This window comes from Rhizobium ruizarguesonis, assembly GCF_017357285.1.
In the GTDB taxonomy this organism is placed as follows: domain Bacteria; phylum Pseudomonadota; class Alphaproteobacteria; order Rhizobiales; family Rhizobiaceae; genus Rhizobium; species Rhizobium ruizarguesonis.
The window spans coordinates 4816501-4836575 of record NZ_CP071678.1 but is presented as its reverse complement, the minus strand read 5'-3'; the positions used below and the strand labels follow the sequence as shown (position 1 = coordinate 4836575).

The following is a 20075-nucleotide window of genomic DNA, read 5'->3' as shown; positions in this document are numbered from 1 at the left end:
TAAAGCATGTCGCGCAAAAGTGTGCAGCGGTTTTGCGATAACGACATGCGTAAAACAAAAAGCTAAAGCGCGTGACGCGAATCTGAAAGATTGCGACGCGCTTTAGAATCATGCGGCGGAGGGTTTCCGCCGCATGATTTGCTGGATCCAGATGATTTTAGGCCGGAGCGGCCTAAAATCATCCGGATCCAAATCAAAAAGTAGAGCATGATGTCGTCCGAAAACCGCTCACACTTTTCGGCATCATGCTCCAGGGATCAGCCGGCTTTCTTGACGCCGACGAGGCGGATCATGCCATCCGGCGACGGAACGAAGCCGGTGATGTTCTTGTGCAGCGCCCAGATCCAGGACTGATGGCCGAGATAGATGATCGGCAGATCGTCGTTCAGGATGACGGCGGCGGCATCATACTTCTGCTTGCGCACGGCCTCGTCGGTCGACGCACGGGCTTCGTTCAGCAGCTTGTCCACCTCGGCGTTGCAGTATTTCGTGTCGTTGATGCCGCCCTTGCAGGTGATGAACTGATGGATGTTGCCATCGGGATCGACGCGGCCGGACCAGTCAGAACGGCTGAGCTGATAATTTCCGGCGGTCTGCTCGCTCAGCAGCGTAGCGAATTCCGTCGACTTCAGGCTGACGTCGAAGCCGGCTTCACCGACCATCGACTGGATGATCTGCATCATCTGCATGGCGACAGGATTGTTCGGGATCTGCAGCTCGATCGGCACACGGTCGAAGCCGGCTTCCTTGATCAGCGCCTTGGCCTTGTCGAGATCGCGGGCGGGGACGGGAATATCCTTGTCGAACCACGGGCTGCTCGGCGGAAAGGGCTGGTTGCCGGAGATGGCCGTGCCTTCATAGACGATCTGGTTGACGGCATCGCGATCGATCGCCAGCGAGAAGGCCTGGCGCAGGCGCTTGTCCTTGCCGAACGGATTGTCGGCGCGCGCACCATTGCCGATATTGGTGTAGAGCGCCATGTAGCCGGTGCCGACGGCATCGGCATAGACGAGGCTCGAATCCGCCTTCACCGCTTCAGCATCGGTCGCGGCCAAACGCTCGATCATGTCGAGATCGCCGGACCGCAGGTTGGCGAGGCGCACCGTCGTATCCGGGATCGGCAGATAGGTGAGCTTGTCGATGAAGATCTTGTCCTTGTTCCAGTAGTCCTGGAACTTTTCAAGCACGATGCGGTCCTGCTGGACGCGCTCGACAAACTTGAACGGGCCGGCGCAAACCGGGTGATCGCCGAACTTGGCGCCGAGCTCCTTGGCGGCCTTCGGCGAGACGATCATGCCGGCGCGGTCGGAAAGCTGGGCAAGAAGGGTGACGTCGGGCGCCTTGAGGGTGAACTTGACCTCGTATTCGCTTGTCGCCTCGACCTTTGCGACCGAGGTCAGTTCGCTCTTGCGGCGTGATTCCGGCAGGGTGATGTTGCGCTCGATGGTGGCGACGACGGCTTCGGCGTTGAAGGGGGTCTCGTCATGGAACTTAACGCCCTGGCGGAGCTTCATGGTGAGCTCTTTGCCGTCGGCCGACCAGCTCCATTCGGTGGCAAGCTGCGGCACGATCTTCAGGTCCGGTGAGACGTCGACCAGCTTGTCGCACATCGCGGTATAGACGATGCGGCCGACGAAGGTGCGCGACTGCGCGGGATCGAGCACGTCGGCATCGTCCTGCAGGCCGATCTTCAGGTCGACGGCGAAGGCAGGAAGTGCAAACAGTGCGCCTGCAACGGCGGTGGTCAGCAATTTGGCGATCTTCATTCCATTCTCCTCTGTCTATTTTTGTTTGGTTTTTGCTTCCATTCCGGCGGTTATGGCCCGCCCGTATTTTTTCTCCCGGCTCACCTCCCCTGTTCAGGCGAGGGTCTTGTCGGCCTCCGTTTCGCTGTGGTCGAGCGAGGTGATGCGGACGAGGCTTTCCTGCAGCGTCAGCAGATGCTGGCGCATCGCTTCGCCTGCCCTGGCCGGATCACGAGCGGCGATCGCATCGACGATCGCCGTATGCTGGTTAAAGGTGACGGGCCGCGTCCGGCTGGCGCTGCGGGCGCGCTCGCGGATCGTCTGCCAGGCCTCGTCCTGGCGCACCCGGTTGATGACGTCGAAGATGGTGAGGAAAAAACCGTTGCCGGCGCATTGGGCGATCTGGCGGTGCAGCGCCCCGTCCCAGAGTTCGCGCCCGTCGGCATCGGTGCTTTCGTAGATCTTCTTCACCAGATCGTACATGCGCTCGATATCGGCGGCCTTGGCGCGCATGGCGGCAAGCTGGGCGAGCTGCGGTTCGATGCGCAGGCGCACTTCCATGACTTCCATGAGATCGGTGCCGGCAACGATCGAGCCGACATGATCGCTCCAGCCATCGGGGCGCGGGCCGGCATAGGTGCCGGAGCCCTGGCGGCGCCAGACGCGGCCCTCGGCCTCCAGCACTTCGAGGGCGCGGCGGACAGCACGGCGGCCGACGCCCAGCATTTCCGAAAGGGTGCGCTCGGTCGGCAGCTTGCCGTCGGCGTCGAGACTGTCGGACCGCAAGAGAGCCCTCAGCCTCTCCAGCGCATAATTCGAATTGCCCTGCGTCTCATCCATCGGCATTCGCTTAAATGGTCCGTACCAATTTTCTATTGGTTCAGTGCAAACCAAAACGCAGCGACCGTCAAGCGCTTTTTTGTGCAAATGGAAATCTGCCCGTTTTTTGCTCAAGCCCGCAATTGACCCGATATGGGAAACGGTCGATCGCGCCGACAGGGCGGCGGCGCGATCGACACTATCATCCAGAAAAACGCAATTGGTTCAGGTGAATCTCAGGCCGGCGTCGAGCGTGCGGAAAGAAAGACCTGCGGCTCGAAGGCGAAATCCTTGTCGAAGGGATAGGTCGGATGCTGCTTGCGCAGCCGCGGCAGGCGCTCGACGAACTGGTCGACGACACCTGTTGATAGCGCCATCAGGTTCGGATTGGCGAGCGGCGCCAGTTCCGGCGAGAGATAGCCCGATTTGACGACGATGATGCTTGCCTGGTGCGGGTCGAGGCCGAGCCGGGTGAAATCGGCGATATTGTGATAGGGCCGGCGCTTGGCGGAAAGCACGAGATCGATGCCGCCGGTCGAAACCACCGCCTGGCGGTCGGTCGGATCAGAAGTTTCGTGCAGGAATTTGACGATGAAGCGGGCGATAACCGGCCTGCTGCCTTTGGTATCGAGCGAGGCGCCGACGCTGAGCTCCAGTTCCGCGCCGATGCCGGCGGCATAACAGGCCTCGGTCCCCGCCTTGTCGGCGATGCCGGCGAAGACGACGCCGGTGGCCTCCCTGGCGATCAACTCGGCCAGCACATCGGCCCGGTCCCCGACACCGCCACCGGTGGGGTTGTCGCCGGATTCGGCAAGCACAACAGGGGCAGTCGAGCTTGCGATCGCCCTTTCCACGCATTCCTCGACCGAGCCGGTTTCGCAGCCGAAGACAAAGTCTTCGCGCGCATCCCAATAAGCCCTCGCGAGGCGTTTCGCCTCGCGCTCCAGCACGGTGCGGTCGGTGCCGGTCATGATGGCGGCGGCGGTGGCGCGAGGTTCGTCGGCCCAGACATAACCGACCATCAGCGATGCATCCCAGACGCCATCAATCGCATCGATCCCGGGCAGCATGTCATAGAGGCTCTTTGCCGGCTCATCGACGGTGCTGGTGCGCTCGCCGGGCAGCACGACGGGGATCGGCGCCCAGAGGAGGCTCGGCCTCTCGCCGGTTTTCAGGCTCTTCACCAGCATGGAGACGGAGCGGCGCATCGTCTCCTCGACATCGATATGCGGCGCGGTGCGATAGGTGGAATAGATATCGAGCGCATCGATGATGCGCTGGGTGACGTTGCCGTGCAGGTCGTAGCTGGCCGAAACCGTGCAATCCGCGCCGACCAGCGCACGGGCCGCGCTGATCCAGTCGCCCTCGGCATCCTCCATGCCCTCGACATACATGGCGCCGTGCATGGCGAGATAGAGGCCGTCGAGCGGCAGCATCGGCTTCAGCCGCTCGAGGAATTCACCCTTGAAGGCCTCGTAGGTGGCGCGCGAAACCGGGCCGCCGGCAATGGCGCGGGCGTGGATCGTCGGCAGGAACTCGGCGTCATAATCCCTGAGGAAGGCGAAATAGGGAGACGCCAGCAAGGCCTCGCCACGTAATACTCGAAAATCCTTCTCCTCGTTCAGGACGGGATTGTATGTGCTGCATTCGGTATGAATGCCACCGACGGCGATGCGCATGGGAAACCTCAGTTGATGTTGGGAGCAGTCAGAAAGTTGTAAGTGGCGTCGGCGGCGCCCGGGCCTTCGAGGCCAGTGCCGTCGTCAAGAATTTCGCCGGTCATCTGACACCAAGCGCGGGCTCGCCGCAAGCTGTGCCTGCCCATCTCATCACAGCGCGATCGGTCGCCTGTCGATCACCATGATCAGAAAAATCATCGCGCTTGTCGAGGCCAAGCAGGGTGGCGTTGCCATGCCGCGGGTCGCGGGATGCACGCAAAAGATCGCGTCAAGCTCAGCAGTTTTCGCTTATGGCTGCGAGGAGTACCCGCCTCTCTGATTCGCCGGATCGACGAACTTGCGGATCGGCAAACACCAAGGTCGCAGCTTATATGCGCGACAAAGATATACTAAAGCTTTGATATTTTGGGAAACTGGAGCGGGCGAAGGGATTCGAACCCTCGACCCCAACCTTGGCAAGGTTGTGCTCTACCCCTGAGCTACACCCGCTCAATCCGCATCGGTCCGGGGTAGTTGTTGGACCGTGGGCGCCGCCTCGCGGCGACCGGCGCTATATGGCCTAACGGGTTTTCAAATGCAACAGGGAAATGACGGAGAGGTGAAGAAAAATTCTGATGCGCGCAGACGCCCGGCGGAAAGGCCGCAAATGCGGGGCAAAGCGTCGGTCGCAAAGATTGCCAAACGATGTGGACCGACTTAATCAGGACGCCTCGCTTTTTTCCCTTCCTGCCCAATGGATTGCCCCATGTCAGAAAATGCCCCGAAGACAAGAGAAGAATTGTTTGCCTTTCTCGATGGGCTCGGCATTGCCCATAAGACGGTCGACCATGCGCCGGTCTTCACCGTGGCGGAATCGGTGGCCCTGCGCGACGAGATCCCCGGCGGCCACACCAAGAACCTCTTCATCAAGGACAAGAAGGACAGGTATTTTCTGCTGACCGTGGAGGAAAATGCCGAGGTCGACCTCAAGCAGGTGCATAATTTGATCGGCGGGTCCGGCCGGGTCTCCTTCGGCAGGGCGGAAAAGCTGATGGAATATCTCGGCGTCATCCCTGGGGCCGTCACCGCCTTCGGCGCGATCAACGATACCGCAGAGAATGTCACCTTCGTGCTCGATGCCGAGCTGATGCGCGAGGAGATCGTCAACTGCCATCCGCTATCCAACGATGCGACGACCTCGATTGCGAGCAGCGATCTCATCCGTTTCATGGAAGCGACCGGACATAAGCCGCTTGTCTTGAAAGTGACGTCCTGACATACGATTTTAGCGCTAAAGCGCGTCGCGGTCTTTTAGATTCGCTTGCCGCGCTTTAGTCTTTGGTTTTGCGCATGCCTTTATCGCAAAACCGCACCATAGTTTTGCGCGACATGCTTTAGCAAAGACGCCGGCAGGATCGGCGCGGCGGGAGATACCTATGAGCGGCAGCGACAACCCCTATAACGCTTCCTTCGGAAATCAGATGACGGCGACGACAAGCTTCAGTGCTACGCCGGAACCTGCCGGCAGCTACATCACGGAGACGACGACCGCGAATTTCGGCAAGGATGTGATCGAGGAATCGCGCAAGCAGCCGGTGCTGGTCGATTTCTGGGCACCCTGGTGCGGTCCGTGCAAACAGCTGACGCCGGTCTTGGAGAAAGTGGTCAACGAGGCCAAGGGCCGTGTCCGGCTGGTCAAGATGAATATCGACGACCATCCCTCGATCGCCGGCCAGCTCGGCATCCAGTCGATCCCCGCCGTCATCGCCTTCGTCAACGGCCGTCCTGCCGACGGTTTCATGGGCGCGGTGCCGGAAAGCCAGATCCAGCAGTTCATCGACCGGATCGCCGGTCCGGCCGGCGCCGACGAGGCGGCCGAAATCGAAGCGGTGGTTGCGGAAGCGGCGGAACTGCTTGCCGCCGGCAATATCAACGAGGCCGCTCAGCTCTACGGCGCCGTGATGCAGGCCGATCCCGAGAATGCCAAGGCGCTTGCCGGCATGGCTGAATGCATGATCGCCGCAAACCAGCATCAGCGGGCGCGCGAAATACTGACGGAATTGCCGGAAGAGCTGGCGAAAGACGCCGGCATCCAGGCCGTGCTGATGAAGCTCGAGCAGATCGAGGAGGCCCGCAAGCTCGGCGATCCCGTTGCGCTCGAGCGCGAGCTGGCTGCCAATCCCGATGACCACGAGGCGCGGATCAAGCTTGCCAAGATCCGTAATGTCGAAGGCCGGCGCGACGAGGCGGCCGACCATCTGCTGCTGATCATGCGCAAGGACCGTGCTTTCGACGATGACGGCGCCCGCCGCCAGCTGCTGCAGTTCTTCGAGGTCTGGGGCTTCAAGGACCCAGCGACGGTTGCAGCGCGCCGCAAGCTTTCGGCGATGCTGTTCTCCTAGAGCGGTTCTGCTTTTTCATAGAAGCGCAGCACCGCGCCAGCCTTTTGTTTTTACGCAATTCCTGGGGAAACGGCATCGCATTTTCCTGGAGTTGCTCTTGAGCGCCGCGCGTCCAACAGGATGCGCTAAGCGCGCTCTATCACTTTGAATCCACCTATGATCCTTTCCGAAAATCGATTCCGATTTTCGGGGTATGCGTTAAGTTTCGAGCATCTGCCCTTGCGTTTTCGGGCGAGGGCACCACATTCTCGTGAGGACGGGCATGCCCGTTACAAGAATGCGGGACGGTTTCATGCAAGTCGGGAATGCCAGATACCTGAAGCCGGGCGATCTGCCTGATGCCATCGCTGTCTTCCCCCTGACCGGCGCCCTCCTCCTGCCGGCCGGGCAGCTTCCCCTCAACATTTTCGAGCCGCGCTATCTGGCGATGCTGGATGCAGCCCTGACCGGAAACCGGCTGATCGGCATGGTGCAGCCGGCACTCGGCGAACATGAGGACAAGGGCAGCGAGCCCAATCTTGCCGCTGTCGGCTGCCTCGGCCGCATCACCTCCTTCGCGGAGACCGGCGACGGGCGCTATATCGTATCGCTGACCGGCGTCTGCCGCTTCCGGCTGCTGGAAGAGAAATCGACCAGCGATCCCTTCCGGATCTTCCGTATCGCCCCGTTCATCGCCGACCTCTCGGCCGCGAACGAGGAGGAGGCGGTCGACCGCGCAGCGCTTCTGACCGCTTTCAAGGCCTATCTCGATGCCAACAAGCTGGAGGCTGACTGGGAGAGCGTCGAGCGGGCGAGCAATCTGACGCTGGTCAATTCGCTGGCGATGATGTCGCCCTTCGGGCCGGCGGAAAAACAGGCGCTGCTGGAGGCGCCGGACCTGAAGACGCGGGCCGAGACGCTGATCGCCATTACCGAAATCGTGCTGGCGCGCGTCTTCGGTGACTCCGACACGGTTCTGCAGTAGACTTCAGCCATGGATGAAAAACTCAGCCGCGTCGATCCAAAGCTGCTCGATCTCCTGGTCTGCCCGCTCTCCAAGGGCCGGCTTTCCTATGATCGCGAGCAGAATGAGCTTGTCTCGGAAAAGGCGCGGCTTGCCTATCCGATCCGCGACGGCATTCCGATCATGCTGGTGTCCGAGGCCCGCCGCCTCGACGACTAAAGCGCGTTACGATCTTTCAGATTCGCTCCTCGCGCTTTAGAGCCTTTCCTGGTCAGATTGAAGCATTCTGTTGGCTCAAACGGAGTCGGATGGTCGACCGGCCGGCGCGCGTCGTAGTCCAGTTCTACGGCCAAGCCGGCCGGCCGATCAGGCGGCCCGTTTCAGCCAACCCGAAGGGCCGGGCATCTTTCCGCCAGGATCAAAGGCGATCGGCGCTCGGACGTACCTTGGGGTATGCCCTTCGCCAATCGCCTCTGCCCTGACGAAAACCCGCTCCGGCAGAATGCTCCAAGCTGACCAGGAAAGGCTCTAGGTCCTTTTTTTACGCATGTCGTTTCGCAAAACCGCTGCACAGTTTTGCCGGGAATTGCGTAAAAACAAAGGTTAAATCGTCTCCCCGGCAAGCAGGCGCGGATTGTCCTTTGCCGTCGTTCCGGCCGCCTGGCCGATGAAGAAGGATTTGAGGCGCGGCAGCCGGTCGACGATGCCGAGGCCGACGTCGCGGGCGATGCGGATCGGCGTCGCGTCGTTGGAGAAGAGCCGGTTCAAGACGTCCGTCGTCACCCCCATGCGGAAAGTGTCGAAGCGCCGCCACGTCTGGTAGCGCTCGAGAATGTTGATCGAGCCGATATCGAGGCCGACGCGATCGGCGTCCACGATGGTTTCGGCAAGTGCCGCCACATCCTTGAAGCCGAGATTGAGGCCCTGACCGGAAATCGGGTGGATGCCATGGGCGGCGTCGCCGGCCAGCGCGAAACGCGGCGCGATGAAGGAGCGGGCGAGCGTCAGGCCGAGCGGGAAGGCGCGCTTGTCGCCGATCACTTTCAGTGCGCCGAGCTTATGGCCGAAGCGGCGTTCGAGCTCTTCCTCGAAGATCAGGTCGTCGGCGGCGACCAGCCGGTTGGCATCCGGCGTGCGCTCTGTCCAGACGAGCGAGGAGCGGTTGTTCTTGAGCGGCAGGATGGCGAAGGGGCCGGCCGGCAGAAAATGTTCCTCGGCGCAGCCGTCATGCGGCCGCTCGTGTTCGACGGTCGCAACGATGCCGGATTGGCCGTAGTCCCAGGTGACGGTCCTGATGCCGGCGAGATCGCGCAGTTTCGAGCGCACGCCGTCGCAAGCAACCAATAGCTTGGTTTCCAGCGTACCACCGTCCGAAAGCGTAACCGTGACATGAGTGTCGTGGGTCTTCAGCTCCGTGGCGCCGAGCCCGTGGCGGATGTCGATGCCGAGCCGCTCGCAGGCGCCGCGCAGGGCTGCGACCATCGCGACATTCGGGATCATGTGGGCGAAAGGCCGGCCATCGGCCACTTCGCCGTCGAAGGTCAGAAAAACCGGACGCACCGGATCGGAGGTTTTGGAATCGGTGACGATCATTTTGGTGATCGGCTGGGCTTCCGGCTCGATCTCGTTCCAGATGCCGAAGGCCTCGAGCATTTTCGCCGCCGCCGCGATGATGGCGGAAGCGCGCGTATCGTTTTTCCAGACATTTTCGGGGGCCGCCTCGACGACGGCGACATTCAGATGCGGCGCGGCCTGTTTGACCGCGACAGCGGCGGAAAGGCCGACATAACCCCCGCCCACAACCAGCATGTCCAGCATCGCGCCGCTCCCGTACCTTGTGCCTCAGATGTGCTCTATATAGATCATCGCAACTTCACTTCCTACCGCTGGGAGACATAGAAATGACGAGCGCGACATCAGGGCCTTCGGCGATGGAGACGCTGCTTTCGACGCTCGACCTCGAACCGATCGAGGTCGATATCTTCCGCGGCCGCAGCCCCAAGGCCGGCTGGCAGCGGGTCTTCGGCGGCCAGGTGATCGGCCAGGCGCTGATGGCGGCGCAACGCACCATCGACGGCGAACGTTTCGTCCATTCGCTGCATGCTTATTTCATGCGTCCCGGCGATCCCACGGTGCCGATCATCTATCAGGCGGAGCGCATCCGCGACGGATCGAGCTTCAACACGCGGCGTGTCGTCGCCATCCAGCACGGCAAGGCGATCTTCGCGCTGTCGGCCTCCTTCCAGGTGGAGGAGCCGGGCTTCGAGCACCAGATCGCGATGCCTAAGGTCGAGATGCCGGAGGCGTTGCTCGGCGAGCAGCAGATCAAGGAACAGTATCTCGCCCATGCGCCGGAAGCGATCCGAAAATACTGGCAGCGCGAGCGGCCGATCGAGATCCGTCCGGTCTCGCTGACGCATTATTTTTCCGACAGGAAGCTCGATCCCAAACAGGACGTCTGGGTGCGCGCCACCGGGCCGGTTCCCGACGACCGGCTCTATCAGGCGGCGGTGCTTGCCTATCTTTCGGACATGACGCTGCTCGATACGTCGCTTTATGCGCACGGAACGTCCATCTTCGACCAGAGCCTGCAGGTGGCGAGCCTCGATCACTCCATGTGGTTCCACAGACCCTGCAAGCTCGACGATTGGCTGCTTTATACGCAGGACAGTCCGTCGGCTTCGGGCGCCCGAGGGTTAACCCGGGGTAGCCTATTTACACGATCTGGTAGCCTGATCGCATCGGTCGCGCAGGAAGGCCTGATTCGGAAAAAGGCAAATGAATAAAAAATGTGCAACTTTATAAATTTGCGCGTTATTTGTGCGCTTATCGGCCGATCATTTGCCTGTTTATTGGCACTCTTTATTATAACCTTTACTTTTCAATAACTTACGCCTTGCCTCGAATCTGGCACGTCCCTTGAATGTGTATTGGCCGGTCGCTGTTCAGGAACGTCAGCGGCAAGGAGAGTCGGCTCCGCGCCGAGGATAACGAAGGATGGGAAACCAGATGAAAATTGTGATGGCCATTATCAAGCCGTTCAAGCTCGATGAGGTCCGCGAAGCCCTTACGGCGATCGGTATTCAGGGGCTGACCGTAACCGAAGTGAAGGGCTACGGGCGCCAGAAGGGGCACACCGAAATCTATCGCGGCACCGAATATGCAGTCAGCTTCCTGCCGAAGCTCAAGATCGAAATCGCGGTTGCATCGGAACTCGTCGACAGGGCGGTCGAGGCCATAGCGGCATCGGCCAAGACCGGTCAGATCGGTGACGGCAAGATCTTCGTCTATTCGATCGACCATGCCGTGCGCATCCGTACGGGCGAAACCGATTCAGAAGCGCTGTAAGAACGGCAGATCAAGGAGCTTTTTCCAATGTCAATTTCGAAGTTTTCTTCCACCTTTGCGCGTCTTTGCGCAGCTTCGGCCGCCCTTCTGGCGCCGGCCGTTGCTTTCGCGCAGGAGGCTGCACCAGCTGCCACCGCCGCTGCTGCTCCTGCTTTCACCATGGACAAGGGTGACAATACCTGGATGCTCGTCTCCTCGGCGCTCGTCCTTCTGATGACCATCCCCGGCCTTGCGCTTTTCTACGGCGGTCTCGTCCGCGCCAAGAACATGCTCTCGGTGCTGATGCAGGTCTTCATGATCACGGCCGTCGTGGCGCTGATCTGGGTGACCTACGGCTATTCGCTCGCCTTTACCGATGGCGGCTCGCTGAACAGCTTCGTCGGCGGCTTCTCCAAGGCGTTCCTCGCCGGTGTCAACACGTCGTCGCTCGCCGAAACCTTCTCGAAGGGTGTCGCCATTCCGGAATACACCTTCATCGTGTTCCAGATGACCTTCGCCTGCATCACGCCTGGCCTGATCGTCGGCGCGTTCGCCGAGCGCATCAAGTTCTCGGCAGTCATGCTCTTCGTCGTGCTCTGGGTCACCTTCATCTACTTCCCGATGGCGCACATGGTCTGGTTCTGGGGCGGTCCGAGCTCCTACACCGCGCCAGCCGGCCTGATCTTCTCCTACGGCGCAATCGACTTCGCTGGCGGCACGGTCGTTCATATCAATGCCGGTATTGCGGGCCTCGTCGGCGCCATCATGCTCGGCAAGCGCACGGGCTATAAGAAGGAAATCATGGCTCCGCACTCGATGACGCTGACCATGGTCGGCGCCTCGCTGCTCTGGGTCGGCTGGTTCGGCTTCAACGCCGGCTCCAACCTCGAAGCCAATGCCTATGCCTCGCTTGCCTTTATCAACACCTTCGTCGCAACGGCTGCCGCCGCTGTGTCCTGGTGCATCGTCGAAACCCTCACCCGCGGCAAGGCTTCCATGCTGGGTGGTGCTTCCGGTGCCGTCGCCGGTCTCGTTGCCATCACCCCGGCAGCCGGCTTTGCCGGCCCGATGGGCTCGATCGTTCTCGGCCTCATCGTTTCGCCGGTCTGCTACTTCTTCGTCGACGTCGTGAAGAACAAGTTCAACTACGACGACAGCCTTGATGTCTTCGGCGTCCATTGCGTCGGCGGCATCATCGGCGCTCTCGGCACCGGTATCCTCGTCAACCCGGCGCTCGGCGGTGCAGGCATTGTCGATTATTCCACAGCCGATTTCGCGGCCTCCTATGCCGGCACGGCAACCCAGGTCATGAACCAGGCCAAGGGCGTGCTCACGACGCTGCTGTGGTCGGGCATCGGTTCGGCGATCCTTTACAAGATCGTCGACGTCGTCATCGGCCTGCGTGTCACCGTTGAAGCCGAACGCGAAGGTCTCGACCTTTCGACCCACGGCGAAGCCGCCTACCACGCTTCCTGATCACAGGGTTTGCGGCGCCCGGCAAAAGGGCGCCGCTTCATGGCCCGTCGCGGCCTATCTAACCATAGACCGCATTTCGCCCGGACCTTCCAAGGTTCGGGCCTTTTTCATTTCCCTGTCCGGAATTGTCGTCCAGCCATGCATGGTTAACATCGCTTTAACCCGGCTCTGATTAGGTAGAGCGGACGCATTTTGGCACGGCGAAGCTTCAGCGATTCGCGTGTCCTCAGGCATTGGACGGGTTAGACACATGGCAAGAAGCACGTCGCCGGCAATGGATGGCCGTCCGGATCGGTTCTCCTTCTCGGCATTCATGCTGCGGCAGATCCAGGCACTCATCGGCTTTGCGATCTTTCTGCTGCTGGCGTTCTGCGTCGCGGCGCTGGCGACATGGAACGTTGCGGATCCGAGCTATTCCTATGCCACCGCCAACCTGCCGACGAATATTCTCGGTTACAGCGGTGCCGCCTTTGCCGATATCGTCATGCAATTCCTCGGCCTTGCCAGCGTCGTTTCGATGCTGCCGATCGTCGCCTGGGCGCTGACGCTGATTTCTGGCCGCCGCTTCAGCCGTATTCCTGCCCGGATCGGCGCCTGGTTTGCCGGTTCGGTCCTCTCTTCCGCCGTCATCGGCTGTTTTCCGCCGCCGCTCACCTGGCCGATTCCGAACGGCATCGGCGGCGTCGTCGGCGACATGATCCTGCGTTTTCCCGCACTCTTCGTCGGCGCTTATCCCACAGGCACCTTCGCCATGGTCGTCGGCTGCATCTTTGCCGCGCCGACCGCCTGGATGATGCTGTTTGCCGCCGGCCTCGTCGGTCGCAGCGACGCCGATGAGGAGATCGAGGAGGATTACGTCGATACACGCAGCAAGGCCCGCGTCGTCGGAGACGAGGACGAGGAGGAGGACGAGTCGCGCTGGGTCGCTTTCAGCGGCGCGGTGACGCATGCCTGGTACATGAGCCAGGGCCGGCTGCGCCGGCTCTTCGGCATGGGGCCGCGCAAGCGGCGCCAGGGCGATTACGAATCACCTTATGATTTCAACGATGACGAGTTCGGTACGTTGAACGAACCCGTTCGCGCCAAGGCGCCGACCGTCCGCGGTGAGCGCATGGAGCCCTCGATGGAACCATCAATGGGGCCAAGGGCGGCTTCGCCGCGGCGCATCGTCTCCGCGCCGTCGCTGTCCATCGATGACGACGATGATAATGACGACGACCTGCCCTTCGATAACGACATGCCGCCGCGCCCGGCCGATATCCTGCCGGACGACGATGACGACGACTGGATGATCCGCGCGCCGGCAAAGGCGGCCGGCAAGCCGGAACCGCGCGTCATCCCCGTGGTCGCACGCCCGAAGCCCAGCGCCCGCATCGAGCGGGAGGCGCAGGGCTCGTTCATCCGCCCCGAGGGTTTCCAGCTTCCCTCGATGCATCTGCTCGCCGAACCGAAGAACGTCGTGCGCGACTCCACGCTTTCGGCCGATGCGCTGGAACAGAACGCCCGCATGCTCGAAGGCGTGCTCGAAGATTTCGGCGTCAAGGGCGAGATCATCCATGTCCGCCCCGGCCCTGTCGTCACGCTCTACGAACTGGAGCCGGCGCCCGGCATCAAGTCGTCGCGCGTCATCGGCCTTGCCGACGATATCGCCCGCTCGATGAGCGCCATTGCCGCCCGCGTCGCCGTCGTGCCCGGCCGCAACGCGATCGGCATCGAATTGCCGAACCAGACGCGCGAGACCGTCTATCTGCGTGAACTCATCGCTTCCCGGGATTTCGAGGGCAGCAAGGCGAAGCTCGCCATGGCGCTCGGCAAGACGATCGGCGGCGAAGCCGTGATCGCCGATCTTGCCAAGATGCCGCATCTGCTCGTCGCCGGCACCACCGGCTCCGGCAAGTCGGTCGCCATCAACACGATGATCCTGTCGCTGCTCTACCGCATGACGCCGGAACAGTGCCGGTTGATCATGATCGACCCGAAGATGCTCGAACTCTCCGTCTATGACGGCATCCCGCACCTGCTTTCGCCTGTCGTCACCGATCCGAAAAAGGCCGTCGTCGCGCTCAAATGGACCGTTCGCGAGATGGAAGAGCGCTACAAGAAGATGTCGAAGATCGGCGTGCGCAACATCGACGGCTTCAACACCCGCGTCGAGCAGGCGCTGTCGAAGGGCGAGGCGATCTCGCGCACGGTGCAGACCGGCTTCGACCGCCATACCGGCGAGGCGATGTACGAGACCGAGGAATTCGATCTGCGGCCGATGCCCTATATCGTCGTGATCATCGACGAGATGGCCGACCTGATGATGGTCGCCGGCAAGGATATCGAAGGCGCCGTCCAGCGTCTGGCGCAGATGGCGCGTGCGGCCGGCATCCACGTGATCATGGCGACACAGCGTCCGTCGGTCGACGTCATCACCGGCACGATCAAGGCAAACTTCCCGACCCGCATCTCCTTCCAGGTGACCTCGAAGATCGACAGCCGTACCATCCTCGGCGAACAGGGCGCTGAACAGCTGCTCGGCATGGGCGACATGCTCTACATGGCGGGCGGCGGGCGTATCCAGCGCGTGCACGGCCCGTTCGTTTCGGATGTCGAAGTGGAAGAGATCGTCTCCTACCTGAAGACCCAGGGCTCGCCGCAATATCTCGACGCAATCACCGCCGATGACGACGAAGACGGCGATTACGGCGGCGGTGGCGGCGGTCCGGCCGGCACGTCCAATCTTTCCGAATCGGAAGATCCCTACGACCAGGCGGTCGCCATCGTGCTGCGCGACGGCAAGGCGTCGACCTCTTACGTCCAGCGCCGGCTCGGCATCGGCTACAACCGCGCCGCCTCGCTCGTCGAGCGCATGGAGAAGGAGGGCATCATCGGACCGGCCAACCATGCCGGCAAACGCGAGATCCTCGTTCCCACAGAAGGCGACATCCTCGACCGCTGACAGAACAGGCATATATTTCCGATACAGCCGCTTTTGCGGAAACCTGATAGCGTCGAAGCCGTTACCTCTCGCAGGCCGATCGCAACGCCTTGAAGACGCCGCCTTTCGGCAGCATGCAGATCGCATAAAGGAGATTTAGATGAGTCACTCCGATACCTTCCTCTCCGGCCTGGCGGTAACGCGCCGCGACCTTCTCGGCGCCTTCGCCGTCGCTGCGATGGCGAGCGCCATTCCCCTTGGCGCTTACGCGCAGGCGGCAGCTCCCGCCTCCGGCACCGCGCAGGCGATCGCCGATCATTTCTCCGGCGTCACGACGATGCAGGGTGAATTCGTGCAGTTCGGTCCGCGCGGCGAACAGACCGGCGGCAAGTTTTTCATCCAGCGCCCGGGTAAGTTGCGCTTCAACTATGACGCTCCGTCGCCGATGCGGGTGATCGCCGACGGCAGGAACGTCGCCATCGGCAATACGAAGCTGAAGACCTGGGATCTCTATCCGCTCTCCAAGACCCCGCTCAGCCTGCTCCTGGCGCAGCATATCGACCTTTCGGCCGGCATGGTGAAGGGCGTGAAGGAAGAGTCTGATCTGACGACGATCGCGCTGGGTAACAATACGGTGTTCGGAAACTCGACCATCACCATGATGTTCGATCCGAAGACCTACGACCTGCGTCAGTGGACGATCACCGACAATCAGGGCAAGGACACCTCGGTGATGATCTTCAACGTCAAAACCGGCATGCAGTTCGACGATCGCGTCTTCCGCGTGCCCTATGAGACCATTCCAGGCACGCCTCAGTCGCGCGACTGAGACCTTTTCGGTTGATCGCCGGCCGCTTTGACATGCGGCCGGTTCCCTCGCGTCCGCCTTTGTTCTAAAGCCCTTTCATGAAAGCGCATCGCGGGGAAACCGTTGCACAGTTTGCGCGATACGCGTTGGGCGTGAAAGGGCATGGGCATGGGCTTTTCGATCACCACCTGGAACATCAACTCGGTGCGGCTGCGCATGCCGATCGTCGAGCAGCTCGTTCTCAAGCACAGGCCCGATATCCTCTGCCTGCAGGAAACCAAGGTGACGAACGACCTGTTTCCGGCGGCACCGCTCAGGGCGATGGGCTACAATCACATTATCATCCATGGCCAGAAAGGCTATCATGGCGTGGCGATCGCCTCGCGCATTCCGCTAACCGAGGATCACCGGCAGGATTATTGCGGCGTCGGCGATGCGCGCCACATCTCGGCGATCTTCGAGCACGGCAATCGTCGAGTCCGGCTGCATAATTTCTACGTCCCGGCCGGCGGTGACGAGCCGGATCGCACGATCAATCCGAAATTCGGCCACAAGCTCGATTTCATCGAGGAGATGAAGCTGCTGAAAGCCAATGGCGAGGCCAACACCTCAGCCATCCTCGTCGGTGACCTCAACATCGCGCCGCTGGAGCATGACGTCTGGTCGCACAAGCAGCTTCTGAAGATCGTCAGCCATACGCCCGTCGAAACCGAAGGGCTGCTCGAGGTGATGAAGCGCGGCGCCTGGCTCGATCTCATGCGCCAGCATGTGCCTGAAAACGAGAAGCTCTACACCTGGTGGAGCTACCGCGCCAAGGACTGGGAGGCGGCCGATCGCGGCCGCCGTCTCGACCATATCTGGTCATCGTCGGATCTCGGGCCGCATCTGAAGCGGATCGAAATCCTGAAGGAGGCGCGCGGCTGGGATCGCCCCTCCGACCACGTGCCGGTGACGGCGCATTTCGATTTCTAGCGCATCCTCTCGGACGCGCGGCCTCTATCAAGATCAGCTGAAGCGGTAGAACTGGCTTGCGGCCTTTGCCGCAAGCTCCGCAAGATTGTCGCGGATGCGGTTCTCGATCAGCCGGGCCGCGTCCGGATATTCTTCGATCAGCCGGTGGAAGAGGGCGCGGGTGATGCGGATGATGCTGGTGTCCTCGCGCGCTACCGCGGTGAACTTGCGCTCCACCAGCGTGACCAGCGCCAGCTCGGAAACCAGGGTTCCGGGACCGGCGATCCCCTCTGTCCTCTGCATGCCGTCGCTGCTCGTCGCGCTCAGTTCCAGGCTGCCGCTGAGGATGACATAGGCGCTCTCGGCGGGTGAGCCTTGGCGAAACAGCATCTGGCCGGCAGCGATCATGCGCCGGTCGGCGCCGAAGGCGACCAACCGCAGTTGATCCTCGTTCATGTCCTTGAACAGAGGAAGCTGCGCGAGCATGTGGATGTCGTCGGTCAGCGCCATGCGGGCTTTTCGCCTTAGAGCAATTCCAGCAAAAGTGCCTAGCGGTTTTGCCAGGCAAAAGCGTGAAACGCTTTTGCCGGGAATTGCGTGAAAACAAAGAGATAGAGCATTTCCGTGATTCGGAGAAAAGGAAAATGCTCTAGGGTATGATCTTGTAGCCGCCGTTTTCCGTGACGAGAATTTCGGCATTGGAGGGATCGCGCTCGATTTTCTGGCGCAGGCGATAGACGTGGGTTTCCAGCGTATGCGTCGTCACGCCGGAATTATAGCCCCAGACCTCTTCGAGCAGCACGTCGCGGGTGACCACTTTCTGTTCGGCGCGGTAGAGATAGCGGATGATCGCCGCTTCCTTTTCCGTCAGTCGGATCTTCTGGCCGTTATCGGTGGTCAGCAGCTTCTGGCTCGGCTTGAAGAGATAGGGGCCGACGGTGAAGGTCGCATCCTCGCTCTGCTCATGCTGGCGCAGCTGCACACGGATGCGCGCGAGCAGAACGGCGAAGCGGAAAGGCTTGGTGACATAGTCGTTGGCGCCGGCTTCGAGGCCGAGGATCGTGTCGGAATCGGTATCGTGGCCGGTCAGCATGATGATCGGCGCCTTGAAGCCGCCCTTGCGCAGCAGCTTCACTGCCTCGCGGCCGTCCATATCGGGCAGGCCGACATCCATGATCAGCAGGTCGATCGGCGTCGAGCGGGCGGTCGAGACACCTTTGCCGGCGTTGGCTTCCTGCAGAACCGTGAATTCCTCATACAGCGACAATTGCTCCGTCAGCGTCTGTCGAAGGTCATCGTCGTCATCCACCAGAAGAATGGTGCGTGCGGTCATGCCGTTTGCGTCCTCATGTTAAGTCCCCTAGTCCTACGCCAAATTCCTGGTTTGGCAAGGATCGGGCAGCGGGCTGTTGCCGGGTCGGTTTCGATATGATTTCAATCGAAGCCCCAGACAAGGCACGACATGCGAGAAAAATGGAAAAAGCAAGGCAGAGGCGGGGTGTGACGCCGTCGACGATGGTGGTGCGCGCTGCGCCGGGGCGCAAGAGCCGGGCGATCGTCCGGCTCGGCGCTATCACCGTGCCTGCTGCGATCGGCCGCTCCGGCCGCACCGTGATGAAACGCGAGGGGGACGGCGCCACGCCGATCGCCTCGATGAGGCTGATATCCGGCTTCCGGCGCGGCGAGCGGAACGGCCTGCTCGTCACTCCGCTTTCCATCCGCCGCATCCGCCCCGACATGCTCTGGTGCGATCAGTCTGATAACGCCAGCTACAACCGCCTCGTCCGAGCGCCGTTCGGCGCAAGTCACGAGGAGATGCGGCGCAGCGACGGGCTCTACGATATCTGCCTGGTGATGGACTGGAACATCTCCTCGCGTGCGCGCAATCGCGGCTCGGCGATCTTTTTCCATCTCATCAGGCCGGGCTACGAGCCGACGGCGGGCTGCGTGGCGGTGAGTCTCGGCAACATGCGCCGGCTCCTGCCTTATCTTCGAAAGGGAACGATTGTCCGGGTTCTCTGATTGTATTGTCGAGATGGTCGCCTATATGCCTTCGGTGACCGAACGCTCCGGCTGAAATGCGTTCAGGGACGTCCGCAAGCGCGGGCTCAAACCATGCCTCGTCCAATTCTTCAAACTCCCGGAGATATATTGTGACCGCTCAACCCATCATCACTTTCCATGACGGACATTCCATTCCGCAGGTCGGCCTCGGCGTCTGGCAGACGCCGCAGGACATTGCCGCTCCCACCGTGCGCACCGCGATCGCCGCCGGCTATCGCCATATCGATACCGCTTCCGGCTACGACAACGAAGAGGGCGTCGGCGAAGGCATCCGCTCTTCCGGCCTCGACCGCAAGGATATCTTCGTCACCACCAAACTCAGGAATACCGACCAGGGCTATGACAATACGCTGCGCGCCTTCGACGGCAGCCTGAAGAAGCTCGGTTCCGAATATGTCGACCTCTATCTCATTCACTGGCCGTCGCCGCATCGCGGCCTCTATACAGAGACTTGGAAGGCTTTCGCCCGCATCCGGGAAGAGGGCCGCGCCCGCTCGATCGGCGTGTCGAATTTCTATCCTGAACATCTCGAGCGCATCATCGGCGAGACCGGCGTCGTTCCCGTCATCAACCAGATCGAGCTGCATCCCGATTTCCAGCAGAAGGCGGCGCAGGCGGCTCACCGGAAGCTGAACATTGCCACCGAATCCTGGAGCCCGCTCGGCCAGGGCAAGTTCATCTCGAACGCTGTGATAGGCGAGATCGCCAAAAAGCATCAGAAGACGCCGGCTCAGGTCATCATTCGCTGGCACATCGATACCGGCCTCGTCGTCATCCCGAAATCCGTGACGCCGTCGCGTATCGAGGAGAATTTCCAGGTGTTCGACTTCAAGCTCGATGCCAATGATATGGCTGCGATCGCCAAACTCGACAGCGCCAGCGCCCGCATGGGACCGGATCCGATGACGGCAGCCTTCTGATTAAGCAAGCCAATGAGCGGCCGCGCGAGTGAGATCGCC

18 protein-coding genes and 1 tRNA gene are annotated in these 20075 nt (G+C 61.4%); 12 read left to right on the top strand and 7 right to left on the bottom strand.

The genetic code is table 11. The features are described from left to right. Positions 1–257: 257 nt before the first annotated feature. From J3P73_RS23630 to J3P73_RS23615, 4 genes are all read right to left on the bottom strand, one after another. A complete protein-coding gene (locus tag J3P73_RS23630) occupies positions 258–1766 on the bottom strand; it encodes an ABC transporter substrate-binding protein (protein ID WP_130692973.1) in 1509 nt (502 codons plus the stop codon). A 93-nt stretch (positions 1767–1859) separates the two neighbouring features. Next, on the bottom strand, positions 1860–2591 hold the full coding sequence (locus J3P73_RS23625) for a FadR/GntR family transcriptional regulator (RefSeq protein WP_017989759.1): 732 nt from the start codon (positions 2589–2591) through the stop codon (positions 1860–1862). Positions 2592–2800: 209 nt separating this feature from the next. After that, on the bottom strand, positions 2801–4243 hold the full coding sequence (locus tag J3P73_RS23620; RefSeq protein WP_130692972.1) for a M81 family metallopeptidase: 1443 nt from the start codon (positions 4241–4243) through the stop codon (positions 2801–2803). A gap of 414 nt (positions 4244–4657) precedes the next feature. Further along, positions 4658–4732: transfer RNA gene (locus tag J3P73_RS23615), tRNA-Gly, on the bottom strand. A gap of 256 nt (positions 4733–4988) precedes the next feature. On the opposite strand from J3P73_RS23615, the gene J3P73_RS23610 reads away from it, so the two are divergent. The 4 genes from J3P73_RS23610 (at position 4989) to J3P73_RS23595 (ending at position 7786) form a co-directional block, all read left to right on the top strand. Beyond that, complete coding sequence (locus J3P73_RS23610; protein WP_024320447.1) at positions 4989–5498, top strand: prolyl-tRNA synthetase associated domain-containing protein; 510 nt, start codon at positions 4989–4991, stop codon at positions 5496–5498. A gap of 160 nt (positions 5499–5658) precedes the next feature. Next, a complete protein-coding gene (gene trxA / locus J3P73_RS23605) occupies positions 5659–6624 on the top strand; it encodes a thioredoxin (RefSeq protein WP_130688547.1) in 966 nt (321 codons plus the stop codon). Positions 6625–6901: 277 nt separating this feature from the next. Further along, positions 6902–7588 (top strand): LON peptidase substrate-binding domain-containing protein, encoded by a 687-nt coding sequence (locus J3P73_RS23600; RefSeq protein ID WP_018072028.1) that lies wholly within the window; start codon positions 6902–6904, stop codon positions 7586–7588. Between the two features lie 9 nt (positions 7589–7597). After that, a complete protein-coding gene (locus J3P73_RS23595) occupies positions 7598–7786 on the top strand; it encodes a Trm112 family protein (RefSeq protein WP_017966162.1) in 189 nt (62 codons plus the stop codon). Positions 7787–8170: 384 nt separating this feature from the next. On the opposite strand, the gene J3P73_RS23590 is transcribed toward J3P73_RS23595, so the two are convergent. Then, positions 8171–9385: a ubiquinone biosynthesis hydroxylase gene (locus tag J3P73_RS23590; protein ID WP_130692971.1), complete on the bottom strand. Its 1215-nt coding sequence runs from the start codon at positions 9383–9385 to the stop codon at positions 8171–8173. 83 nt (positions 9386–9468) lie between these two features. Here J3P73_RS23590 and tesB point away from each other — a divergent pair, with 83 nt between their 5' ends. The 6 genes from tesB to J3P73_RS23560 all read left to right on the top strand — a co-directional run bounded on the left by tesB (position 9469) and on the right by J3P73_RS23560 (position 17073). Then, complete coding sequence (gene tesB / locus J3P73_RS23585; protein WP_130688545.1) at positions 9469–10353, top strand: acyl-CoA thioesterase II; 885 nt, start codon at positions 9469–9471, stop codon at positions 10351–10353. Positions 10354–10564: 211 nt separating this feature from the next. Continuing rightward, positions 10565–10915, top strand: a complete 351-nt coding sequence (locus J3P73_RS23580) for a P-II family nitrogen regulator (protein WP_003543684.1) — start codon at positions 10565–10567, stop codon at positions 10913–10915. Between the two features lie 27 nt (positions 10916–10942). Then, positions 10943–12370 carry an ammonium transporter gene (locus J3P73_RS23575; protein ID WP_018072031.1) on the top strand — a complete coding sequence of 476 codons (1428 nt, stop codon included), beginning with the start codon at positions 10943–10945 and terminating at the stop codon, positions 12368–12370. Between the two features lie 250 nt (positions 12371–12620). After that, positions 12621–15314 carry an FtsK/SpoIIIE family DNA translocase gene (locus tag J3P73_RS23570; protein WP_018481804.1) on the top strand — a complete coding sequence of 898 codons (2694 nt, stop codon included), beginning with the start codon at positions 12621–12623 and terminating at the stop codon, positions 15312–15314. Positions 15315–15453: 139 nt separating this feature from the next. After that, complete coding sequence (locus tag J3P73_RS23565; protein ID WP_018481803.1) at positions 15454–16122, top strand: outer membrane lipoprotein carrier protein LolA; 669 nt, start codon at positions 15454–15456, stop codon at positions 16120–16122. A 147-nt stretch (positions 16123–16269) separates the two neighbouring features. Continuing rightward, positions 16270–17073 (top strand): exodeoxyribonuclease III, encoded by an 804-nt coding sequence (locus tag J3P73_RS23560; protein ID WP_018497630.1) that lies wholly within the window; start codon positions 16270–16272, stop codon positions 17071–17073. 33 nt (positions 17074–17106) lie between these two features. Here the strand turns inward: J3P73_RS23560 and J3P73_RS23555 are convergent, their stop codons facing one another. Beyond that, positions 17107–17562 (bottom strand): cyclic nucleotide-binding domain-containing protein, encoded by a 456-nt coding sequence (locus J3P73_RS23555; protein ID WP_018481801.1) that lies wholly within the window; start codon positions 17560–17562, stop codon positions 17107–17109. A 139-nt stretch (positions 17563–17701) separates the two neighbouring features. Next, positions 17702–18385 (bottom strand): response regulator transcription factor, encoded by a 684-nt coding sequence (locus tag J3P73_RS23550; protein ID WP_075224968.1) that lies wholly within the window; start codon positions 18383–18385, stop codon positions 17702–17704. Positions 18386–18552: 167 nt separating this feature from the next. On the opposite strand from J3P73_RS23550, the gene J3P73_RS23545 reads away from it, so the two are divergent. Together J3P73_RS23545 and J3P73_RS23540 are read left to right on the top strand one after the other, a co-directional pair. Further along, positions 18553–19074 carry a L,D-transpeptidase family protein gene (locus J3P73_RS23545; RefSeq protein WP_018481800.1) on the top strand — a complete coding sequence of 174 codons (522 nt, stop codon included), beginning with the start codon at positions 18553–18555 and terminating at the stop codon, positions 19072–19074. A 131-nt stretch (positions 19075–19205) separates the two neighbouring features. After that, entirely contained in the window at positions 19206–20036 is an 831-nt protein-coding gene (locus J3P73_RS23540) for an aldo/keto reductase (protein WP_075224969.1), read from the top strand. Positions 20037–20075 lie beyond the last annotated feature (39 nt).

Bases quoted from the DNA above. Each gene is read 5' to 3' on its own strand.
- J3P73_RS23630 (WP_130692973.1), bottom strand. From the start codon at position 1,766: ATGAAGATCGCCAAATTGCTGACCACCGCCGTTGCAGGCGCACTGTTT.
- J3P73_RS23625 (WP_017989759.1), bottom strand. From the start codon at position 2,591: ATGCCGATGGATGAGACGCAGGGCAATTCGAATTATGCGCTGGAGAGG.
- J3P73_RS23620 (WP_130692972.1), bottom strand. From the start codon at position 4,243: ATGCGCATCGCCGTCGGTGGCATTCATACCGAATGCAGCACATACAAT.
- J3P73_RS23610 (WP_024320447.1), top strand. From the start codon at position 4,989: ATGTCAGAAAATGCCCCGAAGACAAGAGAAGAATTGTTTGCCTTTCTC.
- trxA (WP_130688547.1), top strand. From the start codon at position 5,659: ATGAGCGGCAGCGACAACCCCTATAACGCTTCCTTCGGAAATCAGATG.
- J3P73_RS23600 (WP_018072028.1), top strand. From the start codon at position 6,902: ATGCGGGACGGTTTCATGCAAGTCGGGAATGCCAGATACCTGAAGCCG.
- J3P73_RS23595 (WP_017966162.1), top strand. From the start codon at position 7,598: ATGGATGAAAAACTCAGCCGCGTCGATCCAAAGCTGCTCGATCTCCTG.
- J3P73_RS23590 (WP_130692971.1), bottom strand. From the start codon at position 9,385: ATGCTGGACATGCTGGTTGTGGGCGGGGGTTATGTCGGCCTTTCCGCC.
- tesB (WP_130688545.1), top strand. From the start codon at position 9,469: ATGACGAGCGCGACATCAGGGCCTTCGGCGATGGAGACGCTGCTTTCG.
- J3P73_RS23580 (WP_003543684.1), top strand. From the start codon at position 10,565: ATGGGAAACCAGATGAAAATTGTGATGGCCATTATCAAGCCGTTCAAG.
- J3P73_RS23575 (WP_018072031.1), top strand. From the start codon at position 10,943: ATGTCAATTTCGAAGTTTTCTTCCACCTTTGCGCGTCTTTGCGCAGCT.
- J3P73_RS23570 (WP_018481804.1), top strand. From the start codon at position 12,621: ATGGCAAGAAGCACGTCGCCGGCAATGGATGGCCGTCCGGATCGGTTC.
- J3P73_RS23565 (WP_018481803.1), top strand. From the start codon at position 15,454: ATGAGTCACTCCGATACCTTCCTCTCCGGCCTGGCGGTAACGCGCCGC.
- J3P73_RS23560 (WP_018497630.1), top strand. From the start codon at position 16,270: ATGGGCTTTTCGATCACCACCTGGAACATCAACTCGGTGCGGCTGCGC.
- J3P73_RS23555 (WP_018481801.1), bottom strand. From the start codon at position 17,562: ATGGCGCTGACCGACGACATCCACATGCTCGCGCAGCTTCCTCTGTTC.
- J3P73_RS23550 (WP_075224968.1), bottom strand. From the start codon at position 18,385: ATGACCGCACGCACCATTCTTCTGGTGGATGACGACGATGACCTTCGA.